Origin of the sequence: Delftia sp. WSY_16 (assembly GCF_043104415.1) — a bacterium.
Lineage (GTDB): Bacteria > Pseudomonadota > Gammaproteobacteria > Burkholderiales > Burkholderiaceae_C > Comamonas > Comamonas tsuruhatensis.
Genome location: NZ_JBICKS010000028.1, coordinates 26,100 through 41,614, shown reverse-complemented (window position 1 = coordinate 41,614; position 15,515 = coordinate 26,100). Strand labels below are relative to the sequence as shown.

17 protein-coding genes are annotated in these 15,515 nt (G+C 65.5%); 6 read left to right on the top strand and 11 right to left on the bottom strand.

Translation table 11 applies throughout. The features are described 5' to 3' along the window. Positions 1–40 precede the first annotated feature (40 nt). The 7 genes from ACF8O7_RS15100 to ACF8O7_RS15070 form a co-directional block, all read right to left on the bottom strand. Positions 41–1,108 carry a branched-chain amino acid ABC transporter permease gene (locus tag ACF8O7_RS15100; RefSeq protein ID WP_013803326.1) on the bottom strand — a complete coding sequence of 356 codons (1,068 nt, stop codon included), beginning with the start codon at positions 1,106–1,108 and terminating at the stop codon, positions 41–43. 13 nt (positions 1,109–1,121) lie between these two features. Further along, positions 1,122–2,114, bottom strand: coding sequence for a branched-chain amino acid ABC transporter permease (locus ACF8O7_RS15095; RefSeq protein ID WP_047474935.1), 993 nt, complete (start codon positions 2,112–2,114; stop codon positions 1,122–1,124). Next, positions 2,111–2,854 (bottom strand): ABC transporter ATP-binding protein, encoded by a 744-nt coding sequence (locus tag ACF8O7_RS15090; RefSeq protein WP_310637087.1) that lies wholly within the window; start codon positions 2,852–2,854, stop codon positions 2,111–2,113. The genes ACF8O7_RS15095 and ACF8O7_RS15090 overlap by 4 nt, the downstream gene beginning before the upstream one ends. Next, positions 2,851–3,633: an ABC transporter ATP-binding protein gene (locus tag ACF8O7_RS15085; RefSeq protein ID WP_310637088.1), complete on the bottom strand. Its 783-nt coding sequence runs from the start codon at positions 3,631–3,633 to the stop codon at positions 2,851–2,853. The genes ACF8O7_RS15090 and ACF8O7_RS15085 overlap by 4 nt, the downstream gene beginning before the upstream one ends. 3 nt (positions 3,634–3,636) lie before the next feature. Then, positions 3,637–4,830, bottom strand: a complete 1,194-nt coding sequence (locus ACF8O7_RS15080; RefSeq protein ID WP_392443709.1) for a substrate-binding domain-containing protein — start codon at positions 4,828–4,830, stop codon at positions 3,637–3,639. 349 nt (positions 4,831–5,179) lie between these two features. Next, entirely contained in the window at positions 5,180–5,761 is a 582-nt protein-coding gene (gene msuE / locus ACF8O7_RS15075; protein ID WP_016454049.1) for an FMN reductase, read from the bottom strand. Positions 5,762–6,058: 297 nt separating this feature from the next. Next, positions 6,059–6,961, bottom strand: a complete 903-nt coding sequence (locus ACF8O7_RS15070; RefSeq protein ID WP_016449615.1) for a LysR family transcriptional regulator — start codon at positions 6,959–6,961, stop codon at positions 6,059–6,061. Positions 6,962–7,072: 111 nt separating this feature from the next. On the opposite strand from ACF8O7_RS15070, the gene ACF8O7_RS15065 reads away from it, so the two are divergent. The 3 genes from ACF8O7_RS15065 to ACF8O7_RS15055 all read left to right on the top strand — a co-directional run bounded on the left by ACF8O7_RS15065 (position 7,073) and on the right by ACF8O7_RS15055 (position 10,170). Then, positions 7,073–8,047 carry a tripartite tricarboxylate transporter substrate binding protein gene (locus ACF8O7_RS15065; RefSeq protein WP_013803335.1) on the top strand — a complete coding sequence of 325 codons (975 nt, stop codon included), beginning with the start codon at positions 7,073–7,075 and terminating at the stop codon, positions 8,045–8,047. Positions 8,048–8,101: 54 nt separating this feature from the next. Then, a complete protein-coding gene (locus ACF8O7_RS15060; protein ID WP_047327059.1) occupies positions 8,102–8,947 on the top strand; it encodes a substrate-binding domain-containing protein in 846 nt (281 codons plus the stop codon). Positions 8,948–9,066: 119 nt separating this feature from the next. Beyond that, on the top strand, positions 9,067–10,170 hold the full coding sequence (locus ACF8O7_RS15055; protein ID WP_061289065.1) for a porin: 1,104 nt from the start codon (positions 9,067–9,069) through the stop codon (positions 10,168–10,170). A gap of 702 nt (positions 10,171–10,872) precedes the next feature. Here the strand turns inward: ACF8O7_RS15055 and ACF8O7_RS15050 are convergent. From ACF8O7_RS15050 to ACF8O7_RS15040, 3 genes are all read right to left on the bottom strand, one after another. After that, complete coding sequence (locus tag ACF8O7_RS15050) at positions 10,873–11,994, bottom strand: hypothetical protein (protein WP_227472536.1); 1,122 nt, start codon at positions 11,992–11,994, stop codon at positions 10,873–10,875. A 2-nt stretch (positions 11,995–11,996) separates the two neighbouring features. Next, positions 11,997–12,716 carry a hypothetical protein gene (locus tag ACF8O7_RS15045; protein ID WP_126311879.1) on the bottom strand — a complete coding sequence of 240 codons (720 nt, stop codon included), beginning with the start codon at positions 12,714–12,716 and terminating at the stop codon, positions 11,997–11,999. A 233-nt stretch (positions 12,717–12,949) separates the two neighbouring features. Continuing rightward, positions 12,950–13,600, bottom strand: coding sequence for a LexA family transcriptional regulator (locus tag ACF8O7_RS15040; protein WP_160855995.1), 651 nt, complete (start codon positions 13,598–13,600; stop codon positions 12,950–12,952). A 73-nt stretch (positions 13,601–13,673) separates the two neighbouring features. Between ACF8O7_RS15040 and ACF8O7_RS15035 the strand changes: the two genes are divergently transcribed. From ACF8O7_RS15035 to ACF8O7_RS15025, 3 genes are all read left to right on the top strand, one after another. Next, on the top strand, positions 13,674–13,907 hold the full coding sequence (locus tag ACF8O7_RS15035; RefSeq protein ID WP_046240142.1) for a hypothetical protein: 234 nt from the start codon (positions 13,674–13,676) through the stop codon (positions 13,905–13,907). Between the two features lie 250 nt (positions 13,908–14,157). Beyond that, positions 14,158–14,613: a hypothetical protein gene (locus ACF8O7_RS15030; RefSeq protein WP_227469566.1), complete on the top strand. Its 456-nt coding sequence runs from the start codon at positions 14,158–14,160 to the stop codon at positions 14,611–14,613. Continuing rightward, a complete protein-coding gene (locus tag ACF8O7_RS15025; protein WP_392443705.1) occupies positions 14,613–15,356 on the top strand; it encodes a hypothetical protein in 744 nt (247 codons plus the stop codon). The genes ACF8O7_RS15030 and ACF8O7_RS15025 overlap by 1 nt, the downstream gene beginning before the upstream one ends. An 18-nt stretch (positions 15,357–15,374) precedes the next feature. Here ACF8O7_RS15025 and ACF8O7_RS15020 read toward each other — a convergent pair whose 3' ends face one another. Then, positions 15,375–15,500 (bottom strand): TonB-dependent receptor, encoded by a 126-nt coding sequence (locus ACF8O7_RS15020; RefSeq protein ID WP_043792724.1) that lies wholly within the window; start codon positions 15,498–15,500, stop codon positions 15,375–15,377. Positions 15,501–15,515: the final 15 nt, after the last annotated feature.

Here is a 15,515-nt window from a genome sequence, read left to right as displayed (position 1 = left end):
GTGATAGTTCTCTGATGCACGAATGCGCCAGGGGCCCTGGTCAGGCTCCGGCGCGGGAAGAACGCAGACGCCCCACGACGCCCGTGGGGAAATAGTAGACCGACAACACGAACAGCACGCCCAGCCACAGCAGCCAGCGGTCGGGCGACAGCAGCGCGGCCAGCCAGGGCAGGCTGTGCGCGGCCTCGCTGGCCACGCGCAGCAGGTCCTGCAGATAGCTCTGGGCGATGAGGAACAGCACCGAGCCGATCGCCGCGCCATAGATGGTGCCCATGCCGCCGATCACCACGATCAGCAGGCAGTCCATCATGATCTCGAACGACAGCGAGGTATCTGGCCCGTTATAACGCAGCCACAGCGCCAGCATGGCCCCGGCCACGCATGCGAACAGGGCCGACAGCACGCTGGAGAGGGTGCGGTACACCACCACGCGGTAGCCGATGGCCTCGGCGCGGAACTCGTTCTCGCGGATGGCCTGCAGCACGCGGCCGAACGGGGAATTGACGATGCGCAGCAGCGCCAGCACCAGCACCACAGCCAGCACGAACAGCAGGTAGTAGGTGATGATGCGCCCGTCGATCAGCACGCCCAGCACCTCATTCTCGAAGGGCTCGAAGCTGGGCGACAGCCACTCGGGCAGCTTGAAGCTCAAGCCGTCCTCCCCACCCGTCCATTCCGACAGTTGGGAGGCCAGCGTCTGGAACGCCGCCGCCACGGCCAGCGTGATCATGGCAAAGAAGATGGCCCGCACGCGCAGCGAGAACAGGCCGATGGCCAGCGACAGCAGCAGCGACACCAGCAGCGCCGCGCCCAGGCCCAGCGCCAGCGCACCCCAGCCCGCGCCCATGCGCGACGATGCAATCGCCACGCCATAGGCGCCAATGCCGAAGAACATGGTGTGCGCAAAGCTCACGATGCCGGTGTAGCCCAGCAGCAGATCGAAGCTGGCCACCAGCACCACGAAGATCAGCACCTTGGCCGCCACGTTCAGCGCCTTCACGCCCGGGAACACGAACGGCGCTGCCGCCAGGCCCAGGAAGATCAACAGCAGCAGCACCGCCAGCACGCGGCTGCGCGGCAGGTCACCGGAAAGCAATCGGTTGAGCATGTCGATCACTCCTTCAGCGGTTCGCCACGGGATAGACGCCCTGAGGCCGCCACAGCAGGATGGCCACCATCAGCGCGATGTTGGAGAACAGCGCCACCTTGGGCACCAGGAACCCCGTGTAGTTGGCCATCAGCCCCACCAGCAGCGCGCCGATCAGCGCCCCGCCCGTGCTGCCCAGCCCGCCGATGATGATCACGATGAAGATCAGCACATTCACCTGCGCGCCCATCTGCGGCACCACGCTCTGCTGGTACATGCCCCACATCACCCCGCCCAGCCCCGCAAGCGCCGAGCCCGCCACGAACACGCCCACGAACAGGCGGCGCACGCGGTAGCCCAGGGCCTCCACCATCTCGCGGTCCTGCACGCCCGCGCGGATCAGCAGGCCGATCTTGGTGCGCGACAGCGTCCAGGCCAGCAGGGCAAACACCGCCAGCCCCACCAGCACGGCCACCACGCGGTACTTTTCCACGGCGGCATCGCCCAGCAGCCAGGCGCCCTTCATGCCCTGGGGCAGCGGCAGCGGAATCTGCTGCGGGCCCCAGATGAGCTTGATCAGCTCCTCGCCGATGATCATGCCGCCCATGGTGATCAGGATCTGCTTGAGATGCTGGCCGTACACGGGCCGCACGATGAAGCGCTCGAACGCCAGCCCGATGGCGCCCGCCACCAGCATGGCCACCACCATGGCCGGCAGCACGGCCAGCAGGTTGCGCCACAGCTGGTCCGACCCCGTCCAGTCGCCCATGGCACCCAGCACGCTGGTGGCCACGAAGGCGCCCAGCGCGATGAACACGCCGTGGCCGAAGTTCAGCACGTCCATCAGCCCGAACACCAGCGTCAGCCCCGAGGCGATGATGAACACGATCATCCCCATGGCCAGCCCCGCCACCGTCAGCGTCAGCCAGGTCGAGGCCGAGCCCACCAGCGGCAGCGCCACCAGGGCCAGCACGGGCACCAGCAGCAGCGGCTTGAAATCCACATCCAGCCTGTTCAGCTTGTTCATAGCGAAAGCCCCAGCAGCGACTGCTGCAACGCCGCGTCTGCCGAGAACTCGGCCATGCCGCCCGCGTGCACCACGCGGCCGTTGTCCATCACCGCCACGCGGTCGCCCAGGCGGCGCGCAAAGCCCAGGTTCTGCTCCACCAGCACAATCGTCGTGCCGCCCGCCTTGAGTTGGGCGAAGGCCGCGATCATGTTCTCGATGATGGCCGGTGCCAGGCCCTTGCTGGGCTCGTCCACGATCAGCAGATCACGCGGCTCCACGATGGCGCGCGCCACCGCCACCATCTGCTTTTGCCCGCCCGACAGCTTGCCGGCCGGGTGGTTCCAGAACTTCTCCACGGCCGGGAACATGCCGAAGATCCACTGCAGCCGCTGCGCGTCCATGCGGTCGGCGCGCGAGGCGCCGCGCGCGGCCAGCAGCAGGTTTTCCTGCACCGTCAGGTCCGCGAAGATGCCCATGTTCTCGGGCACATAGGCAATGTTCAGCCGCGCGATCGCGGGCGTGGGCAGGGCCGTGATGTCGGCCCCGCCAAAGGCGATGCGCCCCTGGCTGGCCCGCCACAGGCCCATGATGGTGCGCAGCGTGGTCGTCTTGCCCGCGCCGTTGCGCCCCAGCAGCATGGTCAGCTGCCCGCGCGGCACGGCCAGGTCCACGCCATGCAGGATGTGATAGGCCCCGATATGCGTGTGCACGCCCGACAGTTCGAGCAGGTTGGGGTTTGGGTTGGCGGCAGCGCTCATGCGGCCTCCTTCATGGCGCCCTGCTCCGGCATCACACCCAGGTAGGCCTGCTGCACCACAGGCGAGGCAATGACCTCGGCCGGCGGCCCATCGGCCACCAGCGTGCCATTGGTCAGCACGATGATGCGGTCGGCCAGCTCGCGCACCACATCCATCTTGTGCTCCACCAGCAGGATGATCTTGCTGCGGTCCTGCTTGAGCGTGCGTATCAGGTCCAGGATCACCGGCGCCTCGTCATGGCTCATGCCCGCCGTGGGCTCATCGAACATATAGACCTGGGGTTCCAGCGCCATCAGCAAGGCCACCTCCAGCTTGCGCTGGTCGCCATGCGGCAGCGCGGCCACGGCCTCGTCGCGCCGGGCGGACAGGGCCACCTGGTCGAGGATGTGCAGCGCCCGCTGCGTCAATGCCCGGTGGTCGCTCCAGATGCTCCACAGGTTCAGGCCGCGCCGGTGCGGCCCCTCGTCACGCGCCTGCACGGCCAGGCGCACGTTCTCCAGCACGCTCAGGTGCGGGAACAGATTGGTGAGCTGGAACGCCCGCCCCAGCCCGGCCCGCGTGCGCGCCGAGGGGGCCAGCCCCGTCAGCTCGCGCCCGCCCAGCAGCACGCGCCCGGCCGTGGCCTTGAGCTGCCCCGAGATCAGGTTGAAATACGTGGTCTTGCCCGCCCCGTTGGGCCCCACGATGGCCGTCAGCGTGCCCGGCTCAAAAGCGCAGCTCACGCCGTTGACGGCCACATGGCCCCCGAAGCGGATGGTCAGATCCTCTGTGCGCAACATTGCTCAGCGGCCGTTGCGGATGGGAACCTGCATCTCCTCGGGCTTGATCTCGCGCACCAGCTCGGGCACGCCCCAGGCCAGCGCCGGGTCCACGCGGATCTTGAAGTGGTACATGCTCTGCAGGGCCTGGTGGTCTTCCTTGCGGAAGGTCATCTGGCCCTTGGGCGTGTCGAAGCTCATGCCCTCCATGGCCTTGATCAGCGTGTTGGTCTTGGTGTCTCCACCTGTCTTCTTGAGCGCCGTCACGATGGCCATGGCCGCAGAGAAACCGCCGGCCGTGAAGAAATCCGGCGGCGTCTTGTACTGCTTGTAGTGCATGGACACCAGCGCCTCGTTCACCGGGTTCTTGGGAATGCCGTAGTAGTAGTACGTGGCGCCTTCCATGCCCGGCAGATTCTTGTAGGCCGCCATGGCTGGCAGGATGTTGCCGCCCGTGGCGATCTCGATCCCGTAGCGCTTGAGATCCATGTCCGCGATCTTGAACGGATTGCCCGCCCCGGCCCACACGATCCAGATGATCTTCCTGCCCGGCTGGTCCTTGAGCTTGTCGATCAGCCGCTGCGCCCCTGCCGTGAAATCCGTGGTGGCGGCGGGCAGGTACTCCTCATGCGCCAGCTTGCCCTTCTTGATGGCGTCCTTGAAGGCCTTCACCCCGTCGCGGCCGAAGGCATTGTCCTGGGCCAGCGTGGCAATCGTCACGCCCGCCCTGTCGATGGCCACCGCATTGCTGATGGCGTCCTGGCTGGAGTTGCGGCCCGTGCGGAAGATGTACTTGTTCCACTTGTCGCCCGTGATCGAATCGGCCACGGCCGGCTCCACCAGCAAAATCTTCTTGTACTCCTCGGCCACCGGCAGCATGGCCAGCGCCACGCCGGACGATGTGGGCCCCACGGCCAGATCGGCCTTGTCATCGGAATACGCCGTGGCCAGCAGGCTCTTGCCCAGGTCGGGCTTGCCCTGGTCGTCCTTCTCGATCACCACCAGCTTTTTGCCATTCACCGCCATGCTGCCGCCCGTGGCGTACTCCAGCCCCATCAGCAGCCCGGCCTGGGTCTGCTTGCCATAGGCCTCCAGCGCGCCGGTCTTGCTGTAGACGTGGGCAATGCGGATCTCGCCCTGCTGGGCCAGTGCAGCAGGAGCTGCAGCGGCCATGGCGGCGAGTGCGATGGTGCAATGGAGGAAGGGGCGGCGGTGCATGGTTTGTCTCCTTTGGGGTTTGCGGCTTGATGGCCTGGCTGGGCCTGCCGTTTTGCAAGGGGACCATGCATGCTTTGTGCCAGGCACGCCCAGGCTGCACCCAGGCGGCACCAAGACAGGGACGGCCTTGCGCCCCCCGGGGCCAGGCAGCCCGTGCCAGGGCCGAAAGTGTCTGGCCATTGAACAGATTCAGTGTCTTTTTCCAAGACAGCTGCCTGAATCCGATACAGGGCAAACCATGAATTCCTGGGATGTTCCCCTGCGCCTGGCCCACCATCACGTCCTGGCCGGCCAGCAGCTTCATGAGTTCGGGTGGCCCATGGGCGTGGGGAGAAAACCGTTGTTTTCTTCAGGCAACAGCCGCTGATTCGGCCAGATGGGGCATGGTGCGCTGCCTCAGCTCGACCAGCGGCAATGCCCGCTGAACCGCCAGCGCGGCCCGCTGTAGCAGTGCCTCGTCGTGCAGGCGGTAGTCCACGAAATCCTTGTCGGTCGCGTAGACACCCAGTGGCAGGGTGCGCGCCTGGAAGAAGCTGAACAGCGGCCGCAACTGGTGGTCGATCACCAGGGCATGGCGCTCGCTTCCACCGGTGGCCGCCAGCAGCACGGGTTTGTCGATCAAGGCGTCCTGGTGGACGAAGTCGAAGAAGTGCTTGAACAGTCCGGTGTAGGCGCCGCGAAAGACCGGTGTGGCCACCACCAGCACATCCGCCTGCTCCACCGCCGCAAGCTCCCGCTCCACCGTCTCGGGCAACTGCGAGCGCCACACCGCGCCGGCAAGCTGCGGCGCGAGCTGGCCCAGTTCCACCAGGCGTTGTTCGCACGGAACTTCGTCGGCGATCAGATCAGACAGATGCTCTGCCAGGGCGGCAGACTTGGAGGGGCGCTGCAGTCCGCCGGATACGGCGACCAGACGAAGTGGACGTGTCATAGCTGCTCTCACGCAAGATGGCCGGGGTTCAACGCGGGAGCCGGTTGTGGCGACCATGCGGTCCGAGGTGAAGTGATGGCCATGACTGCTTCCCAAAATGCAAACGAACAATGGGAGCGGATGATATGGAGCCAAATCAATGAAGTAAAATGGTTTTATCTCACAATTACATGATTGAAACTCATATAAAGCCTTAAACCTGCCCCGTCGGTGCTGTTCGGGGGAGCATCCGGGTCACAAGCGAGGCGGGCATCTGCATCGCGCACAAGCGGGCCGTTGCCGAACCGACATTCCCGCTCAGCGGCCCGCTTCCTGGGCCTGCACCAGACACTCCCGCAACGCCTGCGCCACAGGCCCGAGCATGCGATCGCGCCGCTGCAGCAGGCCCAGCGTGCGCCACACATCGGGCGCGGTCAGCGGCACGCCGCAGACCTGGGCATGGTCCTGGCGCAGGGCCAGCTGGGGCACGGCGGCCAGGCCCAGGCCCGCTTCCACCAGGGCCAGGGCGCCCGTGACGTGGTTGCATTCGTGCCAGGCCACGGGCTGCTCTGGCAGGCCGGCCATGACCTGGTCCAGCAGCAGGCGGTTGCCGCTTTGGTGGGAGACGGACACCAGGCGCTTGCCCGCCAGCTCGGCCCATTCCACCTGGCTGCGCCCGGCCCAGGCATGGCTGCGCGGCATGGCCAGCACATAGCGCTCGCGCGTGAGCGCCTCAAAGCGCAGCGACGGCTCCTGGCTGCCCGTGAAGCTCAGGCCGAAATCCGCCTCCCCGCGCAGCACGGCCTCCACCACCTGGTGCGCGCTCTCGTCGATGACGTGCACCTGCACATCGGGCTGCTCCACGGCAAAGGATTTCAGTACCGGGGGCAGCAGATTGGTGGCCACCGAAGGCACGCAGGCAACCGTCACCCGGCCACGGCGCAGCTTGACCTGGTCATCCACGCGCTGCACGGCCTCGTCCAGGCCGGCCAGGGCCCGGCGCGCCTCCTGCAGGAATTCATGGCCTACCTCGGTCAGCTTCACTTGCCGCGTGGTGCGCTCCAGCAGCCGCACGCCCAGCACCGACTCCAGGCGCTCCACGCGCCGGCTCAAGGCAGGCGGCGACAGGAAAAGCGCTTCTGCGGCCAGGCGAAAACTGGCCTTCTCGGCCGTGGTCACGAAGGCGATCAGCTCCCCCATGTCGAATTTGATGCGCTGCATGCAACAGTCCCTCCAAAAGTTGCAATTCACAGAATAACAGCCCCTGCATAGGATGGCGCCCTTGATAACGCTGCCCCCTGCGGGCAGGCAAGACCAACAAACGGAGACGACATGCACCAACGCAGACTGATCGCGGGCGGCGCCCTGGCAGCCCTTCTTTCCCTGGCAGTGGGCACCGCCCAGGCCCAGGACTTCCCCCCCAAGAAACCCGTGGTCATGGTGGTCGGCTTTGCTGCAGGCGGCTCGGCCGACATTGCCGCGCGCATCATCGCCAAGAAGCTGGGCGAGAACATCGGCCAGAGCGTGGTCGTGGAAAACAAGCCCGGCGCGGGCGGCAACCTGGCCCACACGCAGGTGGCCAATGGCCCGTCCGACGGCTCGGTGCTGCTCTTCGGCTCCATCGGCCCGCTGGCCATCGCGCCGCACTTCATGAAGATCGGCTACGACCCGCTCAAGGACCTGGCCCCCATCACCATGGGCGTGAACTTTCCCAACGTGCTCGTCGTGCCGGCCGCCACCGGCATCAAGACCCTGGGCGAATACGTGGCCAAGGCCAGGCGCGAACCCGGCAAGCTGGACTTCGCCTCCACCGGCCCCGGCTCCGCATCGCACCTGGCCGGTGAACTGCTCAACGATGTCGCCAAGATCGACACCCTGCACGTGCCCTACAAGGGCGGCGCGCCCGCCCTGCAGGACGTGCTGGGCAACCGCGTGACCTCCTTCTACGCAGCCCCGCCCACGGCCCTGCCCCACATCGAATCGGGCAAGCTGATTCCGCTGGCCACCACGGGCCTCACGCGCCCGGCCTACCTGCCCAACGTGCCCACCGTGGCCGAAAGCTTCCCCGGCTTCAACGCCACCAACTGGTACGCCTTCGTGGCATCCGCCAAGACGCCCAAGCCCTTGCTGGACCGCTGGAACACCGAGCTGGTCAAGGTGCTGAACACCCCCGAAGTGCGCGACAACCTGCTCAAGCACGGCCAGACCGCCGCCCCCGGCACCCGCGAGGAACTGGGCCAGTTCATTGCCGCCGAGCACGCCAAGTGGGGCCGCATCATCCGCGAGCGAAAAATCACCGCCGATTGATTCCCTCGGCAGCCGTTAGCCGTTCCCCAACCATAAAAAACCAGGAGACAAACCATGACCGCCATCCGTTCCACCCCCCTGCAGTCCTCCGTGCCATCCACCCTGCGCCGCCGCACCCTGGGCGCGCTGCTGGGCGGCGCCCTCAGCCTGGGCCTGGCCCTGGGCGCTGCCGCGCCCTCCACCGCCGCCGCAGATGAAATCCGCGTGGTCACCTCGGGCGGCTTCTCTGCCGCCTATGACCAGCTGATACCTCTGTACGAGCAGGCCACGGGCCACAAGGTCGTCACCTCGCGCGGCGCCTCCATGGGCAATGCGCAGGACTCCATTCCCAGCCGGCTGGCGCGGGGCGAGCAGTTCGACGTGGTCATCCTCGCCGACTCGGCCCTGGACAACCTGGCAGCGCAAGGCAAGGTGGAAGCGGGCAGCCGCGTGGACCTGGCGCGCTCCATGATCGGCATGAGCGTGCGCAAGGGCACGCCCAAGCCCGACATCAGCACCGTGGACGCGCTCAGGCAGACCCTGCTGGACGCCAAATCCGTTGCCTACTCGGCCAGCGCCAGCGGCACCTACCTGGCCAACGAACTGTTCCCGCGCCTGGGCGTGGCCGAGCAGATGAAGGGCAAGGCCACCCGCATCCTCAGCGAGCGCGTGGGCGCCGTGGTGCTGCGTGGCGATGCGGACATCGGCTTCCAGCAGGTCAGCGAACTGCTGCCGTTCAAGGAGCTGGAATTCGTCGGTCCCCTGCCCGATGAAGTGCAGCAGCGCGTGTTCTTCTCCGCAGGCGTGGCCACCGGCGCCAAGAGCCCTGACACGGCGCGACACCTGATCCGCTTCCTGGCGGCCCCCGCCGCCGCGCCCATCGTGCGCAGCACCGGCATGGAGCCGGCGGCCAAGCCCTGACGGCAGGCCCCCGAGCCCTCAAGGCCCTCAAGGCACTCAAGCCCCTCGACACAGAGGGGGCCTTCACCCCTCCCCGGTTCGACCTCCATTCAGCGGCGCTGCAACGGCACTGCTGCGGCATGCCGCTGCCCAGCCCTATCACCCTCGCCACACCCATGAACACCAAAACCCTGGTGCTGATCACCCTCGCCGCCGCACCGCTGTCGGCCCTTGCGCAATCCAGCATCACGCTCTACGGCATTGCCGATACCGGCGTGCGCTACACCAGCGGCCTCACCGCTGCCAACGCGGCCAGCAACACCTCGGGCGCCGCGCTGTCCAGCGGCGTCAACACCACCAGCCGCTTCGGGTTTCGGGGCCGCGAAGACCTGGGCGGCGGCATGTACGCCCTGTTCAACCTGGAAACCGGCCTGAACCTGGACACCGGCACCACCGCCAACTCCAGCAAGTTCTTCGACCGCGCAGCCATCGTGGGCCTGGGCGGCAGCTGGGGCCAGGTCACGGCCGGCCGCCAGACCAACCTGCTGGCAGAGGCCATCAGCCCCGTGGACCCCGTGGGCATGCGGTTTGCCTCCTTCAACCCCAACATCGCCACCGCCGCGCTCAGCAGCCACGGCCTGGGCGTGGAATACGGCAGCGCGGGCGCCACCACGGGCTCGTACCGGCTGGACAACTCGGTCAAGTACACCGGCCGCTTTGGCGGCCTCACCGCCCGCGCCATGTACAGCTTCGGCGAGACGGCGCAAGGCGGCTCCGCCCGCTCATCGGCCGGCGCGGGCCTGGCCTATGGCACGAAGACATGGACCGTCTCCGGCGCCTACCAGCGCTTCAAGACCGCAGACCAGTGGGAGCTGAAAGCCGCCACCCTGGGCGCCAGCTACCAATGGGACAAGCTGCGCCTTGCGCTGAACACCGCGCGCAGCGACGGCCAGACCAACGCCACCACCGCCCGCACCGTGCAGCGCGTGCACTCGCTGGGCGCCACCTGGTCCGCCCGCAGCACGCTGGACCTGACCGCCGCCCTGTACCGCGTGGAACGCGAACGCAGCGGCCGCGCCGCAGACGGCTACACCCGCGCCCTGCTGTTTGCGGAATACAAGCTGTCACGCCGCAGCAAGCTGTATGCGGAACTGGACCGCACGCATTGGAGCGGAGGGTTTCAGGGCGGGCAGAACAAGGATGTGGCTACGGGGGTGGCTGCGGGGTTGATGCATAGCTTCTGAGGGGCGCTGCGAGCACTCGCCCCATTGCCAACTCAACCGCCCAGCTTTTTGAATGGCGTGTCGGAAGTGATCCAGCCCTTGCCCTGGGGGCAGATCACTTCCTTGTAACGCAGCTCCTTTTCAAAGCTCCACTGCTGGCCGAATGCGCAAACGTCCCCTGCGTTGAGGACAAATGCCACTGTCTGCGGGTGGCCATTTTTCAGCAGAACATCGACGCTTTGCGTCGCTTCCTACCGGCCACTCGGCGACTGGCTGCATCCCAGAGTTGCCAGCAACGCCGTGATCGCCGCCCTTCGCAGTAGGTTTTTCATCAACTGCCCTTCTTGTAGTTGTCGCGCGAAGACTTTCGAGCGACGGCTTCGGCTGGTTGACGACGTTCAGCGGCGACAACCCAACGACGGCTATCGACCCGTTGCAGTCGTTCGTCGCGGGCCTGTCGGTGTCGGCTTTGCGGCGGTTGCGGTCTTCCAGACTTCGCCGACGAACGCGCACTACCGGCCATCAGCAGTCGTACCCCACTAAGCCGCGAGCGACCGCTGCGGAAAAGAGCCGCCGCACAGGCCGCCTGCTCCGCACAAGCATCAGCGCGCTTGGTGCATCAAGAGACGCGAATCGAGGCTGAATGCTGCGCGGGTGTTGTCTGTTTTCAAGACCGGACAGCAGTCTCGACCAATACACTCGGCGCCATGCGTCCCCGCCAGGTTAAAGCCGCCCCTCCAGATGCTCAGGCGCCGAGATGGTGCGCATCCACTTCACCGACTCCACCTTCCAGCCTGGCTCACGCTGCATGATTTCCATCACGCCTGGCAGATGCGCAGCGCCATACGTGACGTAGATTTTCGGGCGCTTGTCATCCAGCAATTGCCTTGCAAGGTGGCGATTGCGGAAGTCGAGCACCACCGGGTCCAGGTCACCGCCGCCGCCCTGGCCGGAACGGCGCATCACATAGGTCATGAACCCGCGGCACAGTGTGCCGGCGAGCGTGACCTGCCGCTCATCGCCAGACTTCTGCCATTCGATCACACGCGCCACGACGTCCGATGAATCGTCTTCAGCGTCGGTGGCTTGCTGCTTTTCACGTTGGCGCATCGCTGCCGCGAAGGCTGGGTCGCTCTGCACCAATCTGTCGTATTCCTGCTTCATCGCTCGCGTGTCCACGTCCATGGTCACGTGCCGTTCGGGGTGGGCCTTGGCATCAGCCACCACCGGCCCGAAGTAGTCGATCTGGTAGGCGAGACCGCAGTTCTGGCCAAGCTCTCGGTAGCTGTCGCCAAGGTCTTTACCCTGGGTCAGGACCTTCTTGAACCAGGCGTCGGCTTCCGGATCGCTGTTGGCCACGCCTTCGTAGGCCAACACATAACCGTCGGCTAATGCCTTCTCAAGGTCGTAGACGATGGTCTTGAAGAACCGCTCGGCACCCACGTGCTGCATGCCTTGCAGCACGACGGTGCGGGGTCCGTTGGACATGGTGACGGTGGGCACGATGGCTGGACGTGTCTCGGTCATGACGGCAAGGACATACACCGGTGCTGCCGCCAATCCGCACAACAAAAACCACAATCCGACGGTGCCATGCAGCCAACTTGCAGCCCAGGACCGTGCCCTGGACGAACGCGAGATCCGCCGCCAAGTCCAGACCAGCGGAACCGCGATCAGCGCGGCCGCCAGTAGCAAAGCAGGCAGCGAGAGCCAACTCGCACCGAGAAGGATCGGCAGGCCCGCCACGAAACAAAGCACAAGCACTGCCCACAGCAATGTGGCCAAGCGGATTGACAGCGTGCTGCGCACAGGGCCGCTGTCGGTTGTAGGGGTGGAGGCCTCCATCTTCAGAACTTGCGGCCCGCGCCCCAGTCTCCCTGGTCGCATTTGCCGACGAAGCCGGGCTTGTCCTTGATCTCGACCATGCCGGTACGCCGGTCGATGTTCACGCTGAGCCTGTTGAGGCCGTTGACCTGATAGCGCGCCGTGATGCGGTCGGGCGACATCTGCACATCCTCCAGCTGCCACCAACCGTCGACGCCGCCGGAATTCAGGGGCGGAATCATCTTGTCGCTCAGGTGGATGCGTCCCCGGCCATCGCGGAACTCGAACTGCACGCCGGTCTGGAACTGCTCGTTCGCAGACTCCACGCGCTGCGTGGGCTCGTAGTGCTTGCGCCTGTCGTTCCACTCGTAGCCCGAGTGGCTGGAGAACACTGCATGCTCGCCCTGACCGTAACAGATGAGTGTGAGCGCGTCCGGCTGGTGCGGGCGCGGCGGTATGTCGCCTGCCACGCCTCCAGGACGACAGTTCTGCTCAGGGATGCGGTTGATCGACGCGTAGCGACCATCGTCGGTGGAAATCGCCACGCAGGCACGCTGCGCGTCGCTCCACCAGAAGGTCCAGGATTGTTCCCGCACGCGGGTGGCGCGCACCTGCTGGTAGCCACGCGCCTGCATCTGGGTTTCCCCGCCGGCGCCGCGCGCGCCGACAAGATCGGCAAGGTCCGGCGGGGTCTGTGCCTGTGCTGTCGCAACGCACAGCGTCGCAAGAAGTCCAACCGTCAATATCCGGCTTGTCATATGTCACTCCGTTCTGTCTGCATGATGGCATGCTGACGCGCCATCGGCTGCAATGCCGACACCCACAACCCACAGAACAGCATCACCAAATGGGTCGATATCAGACCAGAAGTTGGACGATCGACCAAGCCGGTTGGCCAGTCCTGAGCAGATGCTCCGTGTCGCATTGCTTTCCAAGCCTTCGTTCCCGCAGCAGCGCAGACTGGCAGATCCTAGACTCAAGGTCGTCGAAACTTCCGCCGCAATTCCAGCATGGTTCCGATCACGGAAAGCCCATGTTCGTCACTGCGCATGACGGGATGGTCTTGATTGAGCGGGATCAGCTCAAACACCTCATTACCAAGCCTATCGTTTCCGTGTAGCCGGTATTTCCGAAACAAGGCTTCGGTCTTTCCAACCTGGGCGGCCACGTAGTCTCCGGGCTGGGGCTTGATACCTGGATCGATCAGCACGCGGTCTCCTTCTCGGAACTCCGGAGTCATGGAATTGCCAGCCAACTGGAGGAAGAACGCATGAACTGACGCATCGTTGGCAGAGACTTCCGTGCCCAGACTCTCCAGGTCCTCGACGGCTTCACTTCGGGCAACGGCCTGGCTGGAAGTAAGCACCGGGTATCGCCGAATTCCGCAGGGAAGCTGAGCAAGCATCGCGGCCTCGTCAGGCGTCATCACCCCCTCGCCGCTTTCCAGCCAAAGAGCGCTCACTCCGCACGCTGCTGCCATCGTGGCAGTCCGCTTGGAACCATGCCCTTTCGACTCAAGATCCCCAATGGAGGACTGCTTCAACCCTGCCTTTGCGGCGAGCTCCTCTTGAGTAAGACCTGCATGAGCACGAGCTGCTTTAAGACGCTTGGCGAAATCTGTGGACATAGCGCCGAAGCTTACGGAAAACCGATAACGATATATCGTTTACCTTTTAACGATTAAACGTTAGACTGCATCCATGCAATGGAAAGACTACCTCGCCAAGCTTGCAGCGAAGGGTGTCAGTCAAAGCCAGATCGCCCGCGAAGTGGGCTGCGGTCAAGCAACGATTTCTGACCTCGCACTGGGCAAGACCAAAGAACCGCGCACATCCCTGGGTATGGCGCTCATGCGCATCGGGGACCGCTGTGGCATCAAGACTCCCTACGGGGCCAGCCCTTCGGCACACGATGACGAGAGGTCCCGTGGCTGAGACCGCGCACGTCACCCACCGCTTCACCCCTGGGTTGCGCTTTGACGGGCTGTGGACGTACGCGGCGCGCATGCCGTCAGGCCGTCGCTATTGGGCGCGACTGCCGGCAACCCGCACAGGCGGCGTGGCTGCAGCAGATCCACAGCGCGCGTGGTGGTGCGTGCGCCAGTGCGTTGCGGTGCTCAATCGCATGCCCTGGCATTCCGTGCATCTGCCCCCGGGCCTGCCTGTGCAGCCGGAATGCGGCGATGTGGCATTGGCCCTGGGCGCAATGCTTGCGGACTGGAACGTCAAGGTGCTCGACGAGAGCACGGCACAGGCGCCGCTGCTGCGCAGCACCGATGCGCTGCTTGCCAATGGCTGCTCTTTGCTGCAGTTGCAGGCCGAAGATTTGAGTGTTGGCGCGCCACCCGTTTTCTGGGCCTGGGTGGTCGGCGTGGAAATGCATGAGAAGTTCAAGCGCGCCAAGCGCACTTCGGCCTTTGACGTGCCCGGGCGTCCTCGCGCCCTGCTGATCTGGCCCTTCGGCTCGAAATCTCCCCTGACAAGGAACCACGCCTTGAGGATGACGGTGGATGGCGAAGGGCTGTGCGGTGTGGATGGCATCGATGCGCGCCGGGGCCGGTACCGGTGCATCGGGGCCATTACCGTGGCGCAGTCGGACAACCACAGCGCCGGCAACGGCGGCCTTTCCGGATCCGAATAATGCAAAAGCCCGACGACGCACCAGAGCCATGTGAGCGGGAGGTTCCGCAGGAAGGCATCCGTCTCGATCACCGCCTCATCTGCGGCCTGCGCTTTGATGAGCACTGGCAATACAGGAGACGCACGGAATCGGGCCACACCAGTTGGACACAGCTGCCAATGGCATCCGACCCCGTTGCCCCGGCCGACCCCTATGGCGTCTGGTGGTGCGTTCGCCGGTGCACCGTGGTGCTGGAGCAGCGAAGCTGGCTGTTCCTGCAGCTTCCCACTCACCTGCCCGCTGTTGCCGGCGTGCAGGAGATGGCGCAGATCCTCGATGTGCTGATGCCCGATTGCAACGTGCAGGCACATGCGCAATGCGCCGAGACACACTTGCTCTGCGCCCATGCGGTGGAGCAGGCAGGAAGTGCATTGCTGATGCTGGAGTCGCCGGAATGTGACGGCCCCAAGCCCAGCATTTTCTGGGCCTGGGTGGTGGGCTACGAGCCGCAACTGCCTTTGCCGTGCACCGAAGATTGCGTTGCACCCGACACGTGGCAGCCACTGGACATACAAGCCATGGCACCGCCCCAGGCCCTGCTGGTCCTGCCCTTCGACTGGACCATCCCCTGGTCCAGCGGATACCCCACCCGGATCCAGGTGCAAGCCGACGGGTCCTGCCATCTGCAAAATGCCGAGGGGCCATGGCACCCATGCCGTTGGCTTGGCACTGTCACGCTTGGAGCCAGGACCGCACCGGCCTGACGGTGGCCCGCCTGCCTCTCAGATGCGCGGCGTGTACTTGAGCGTGAACATGACGTTGCGCGGGTCGCCGAAGTCGTTGTTGCCGTTTTGCTCGGCACAGCCGGGGATCCAGTAGCGCTTGTCGAAGACGTTGTTGAGGTTCATGTCTAGAGCTGACTG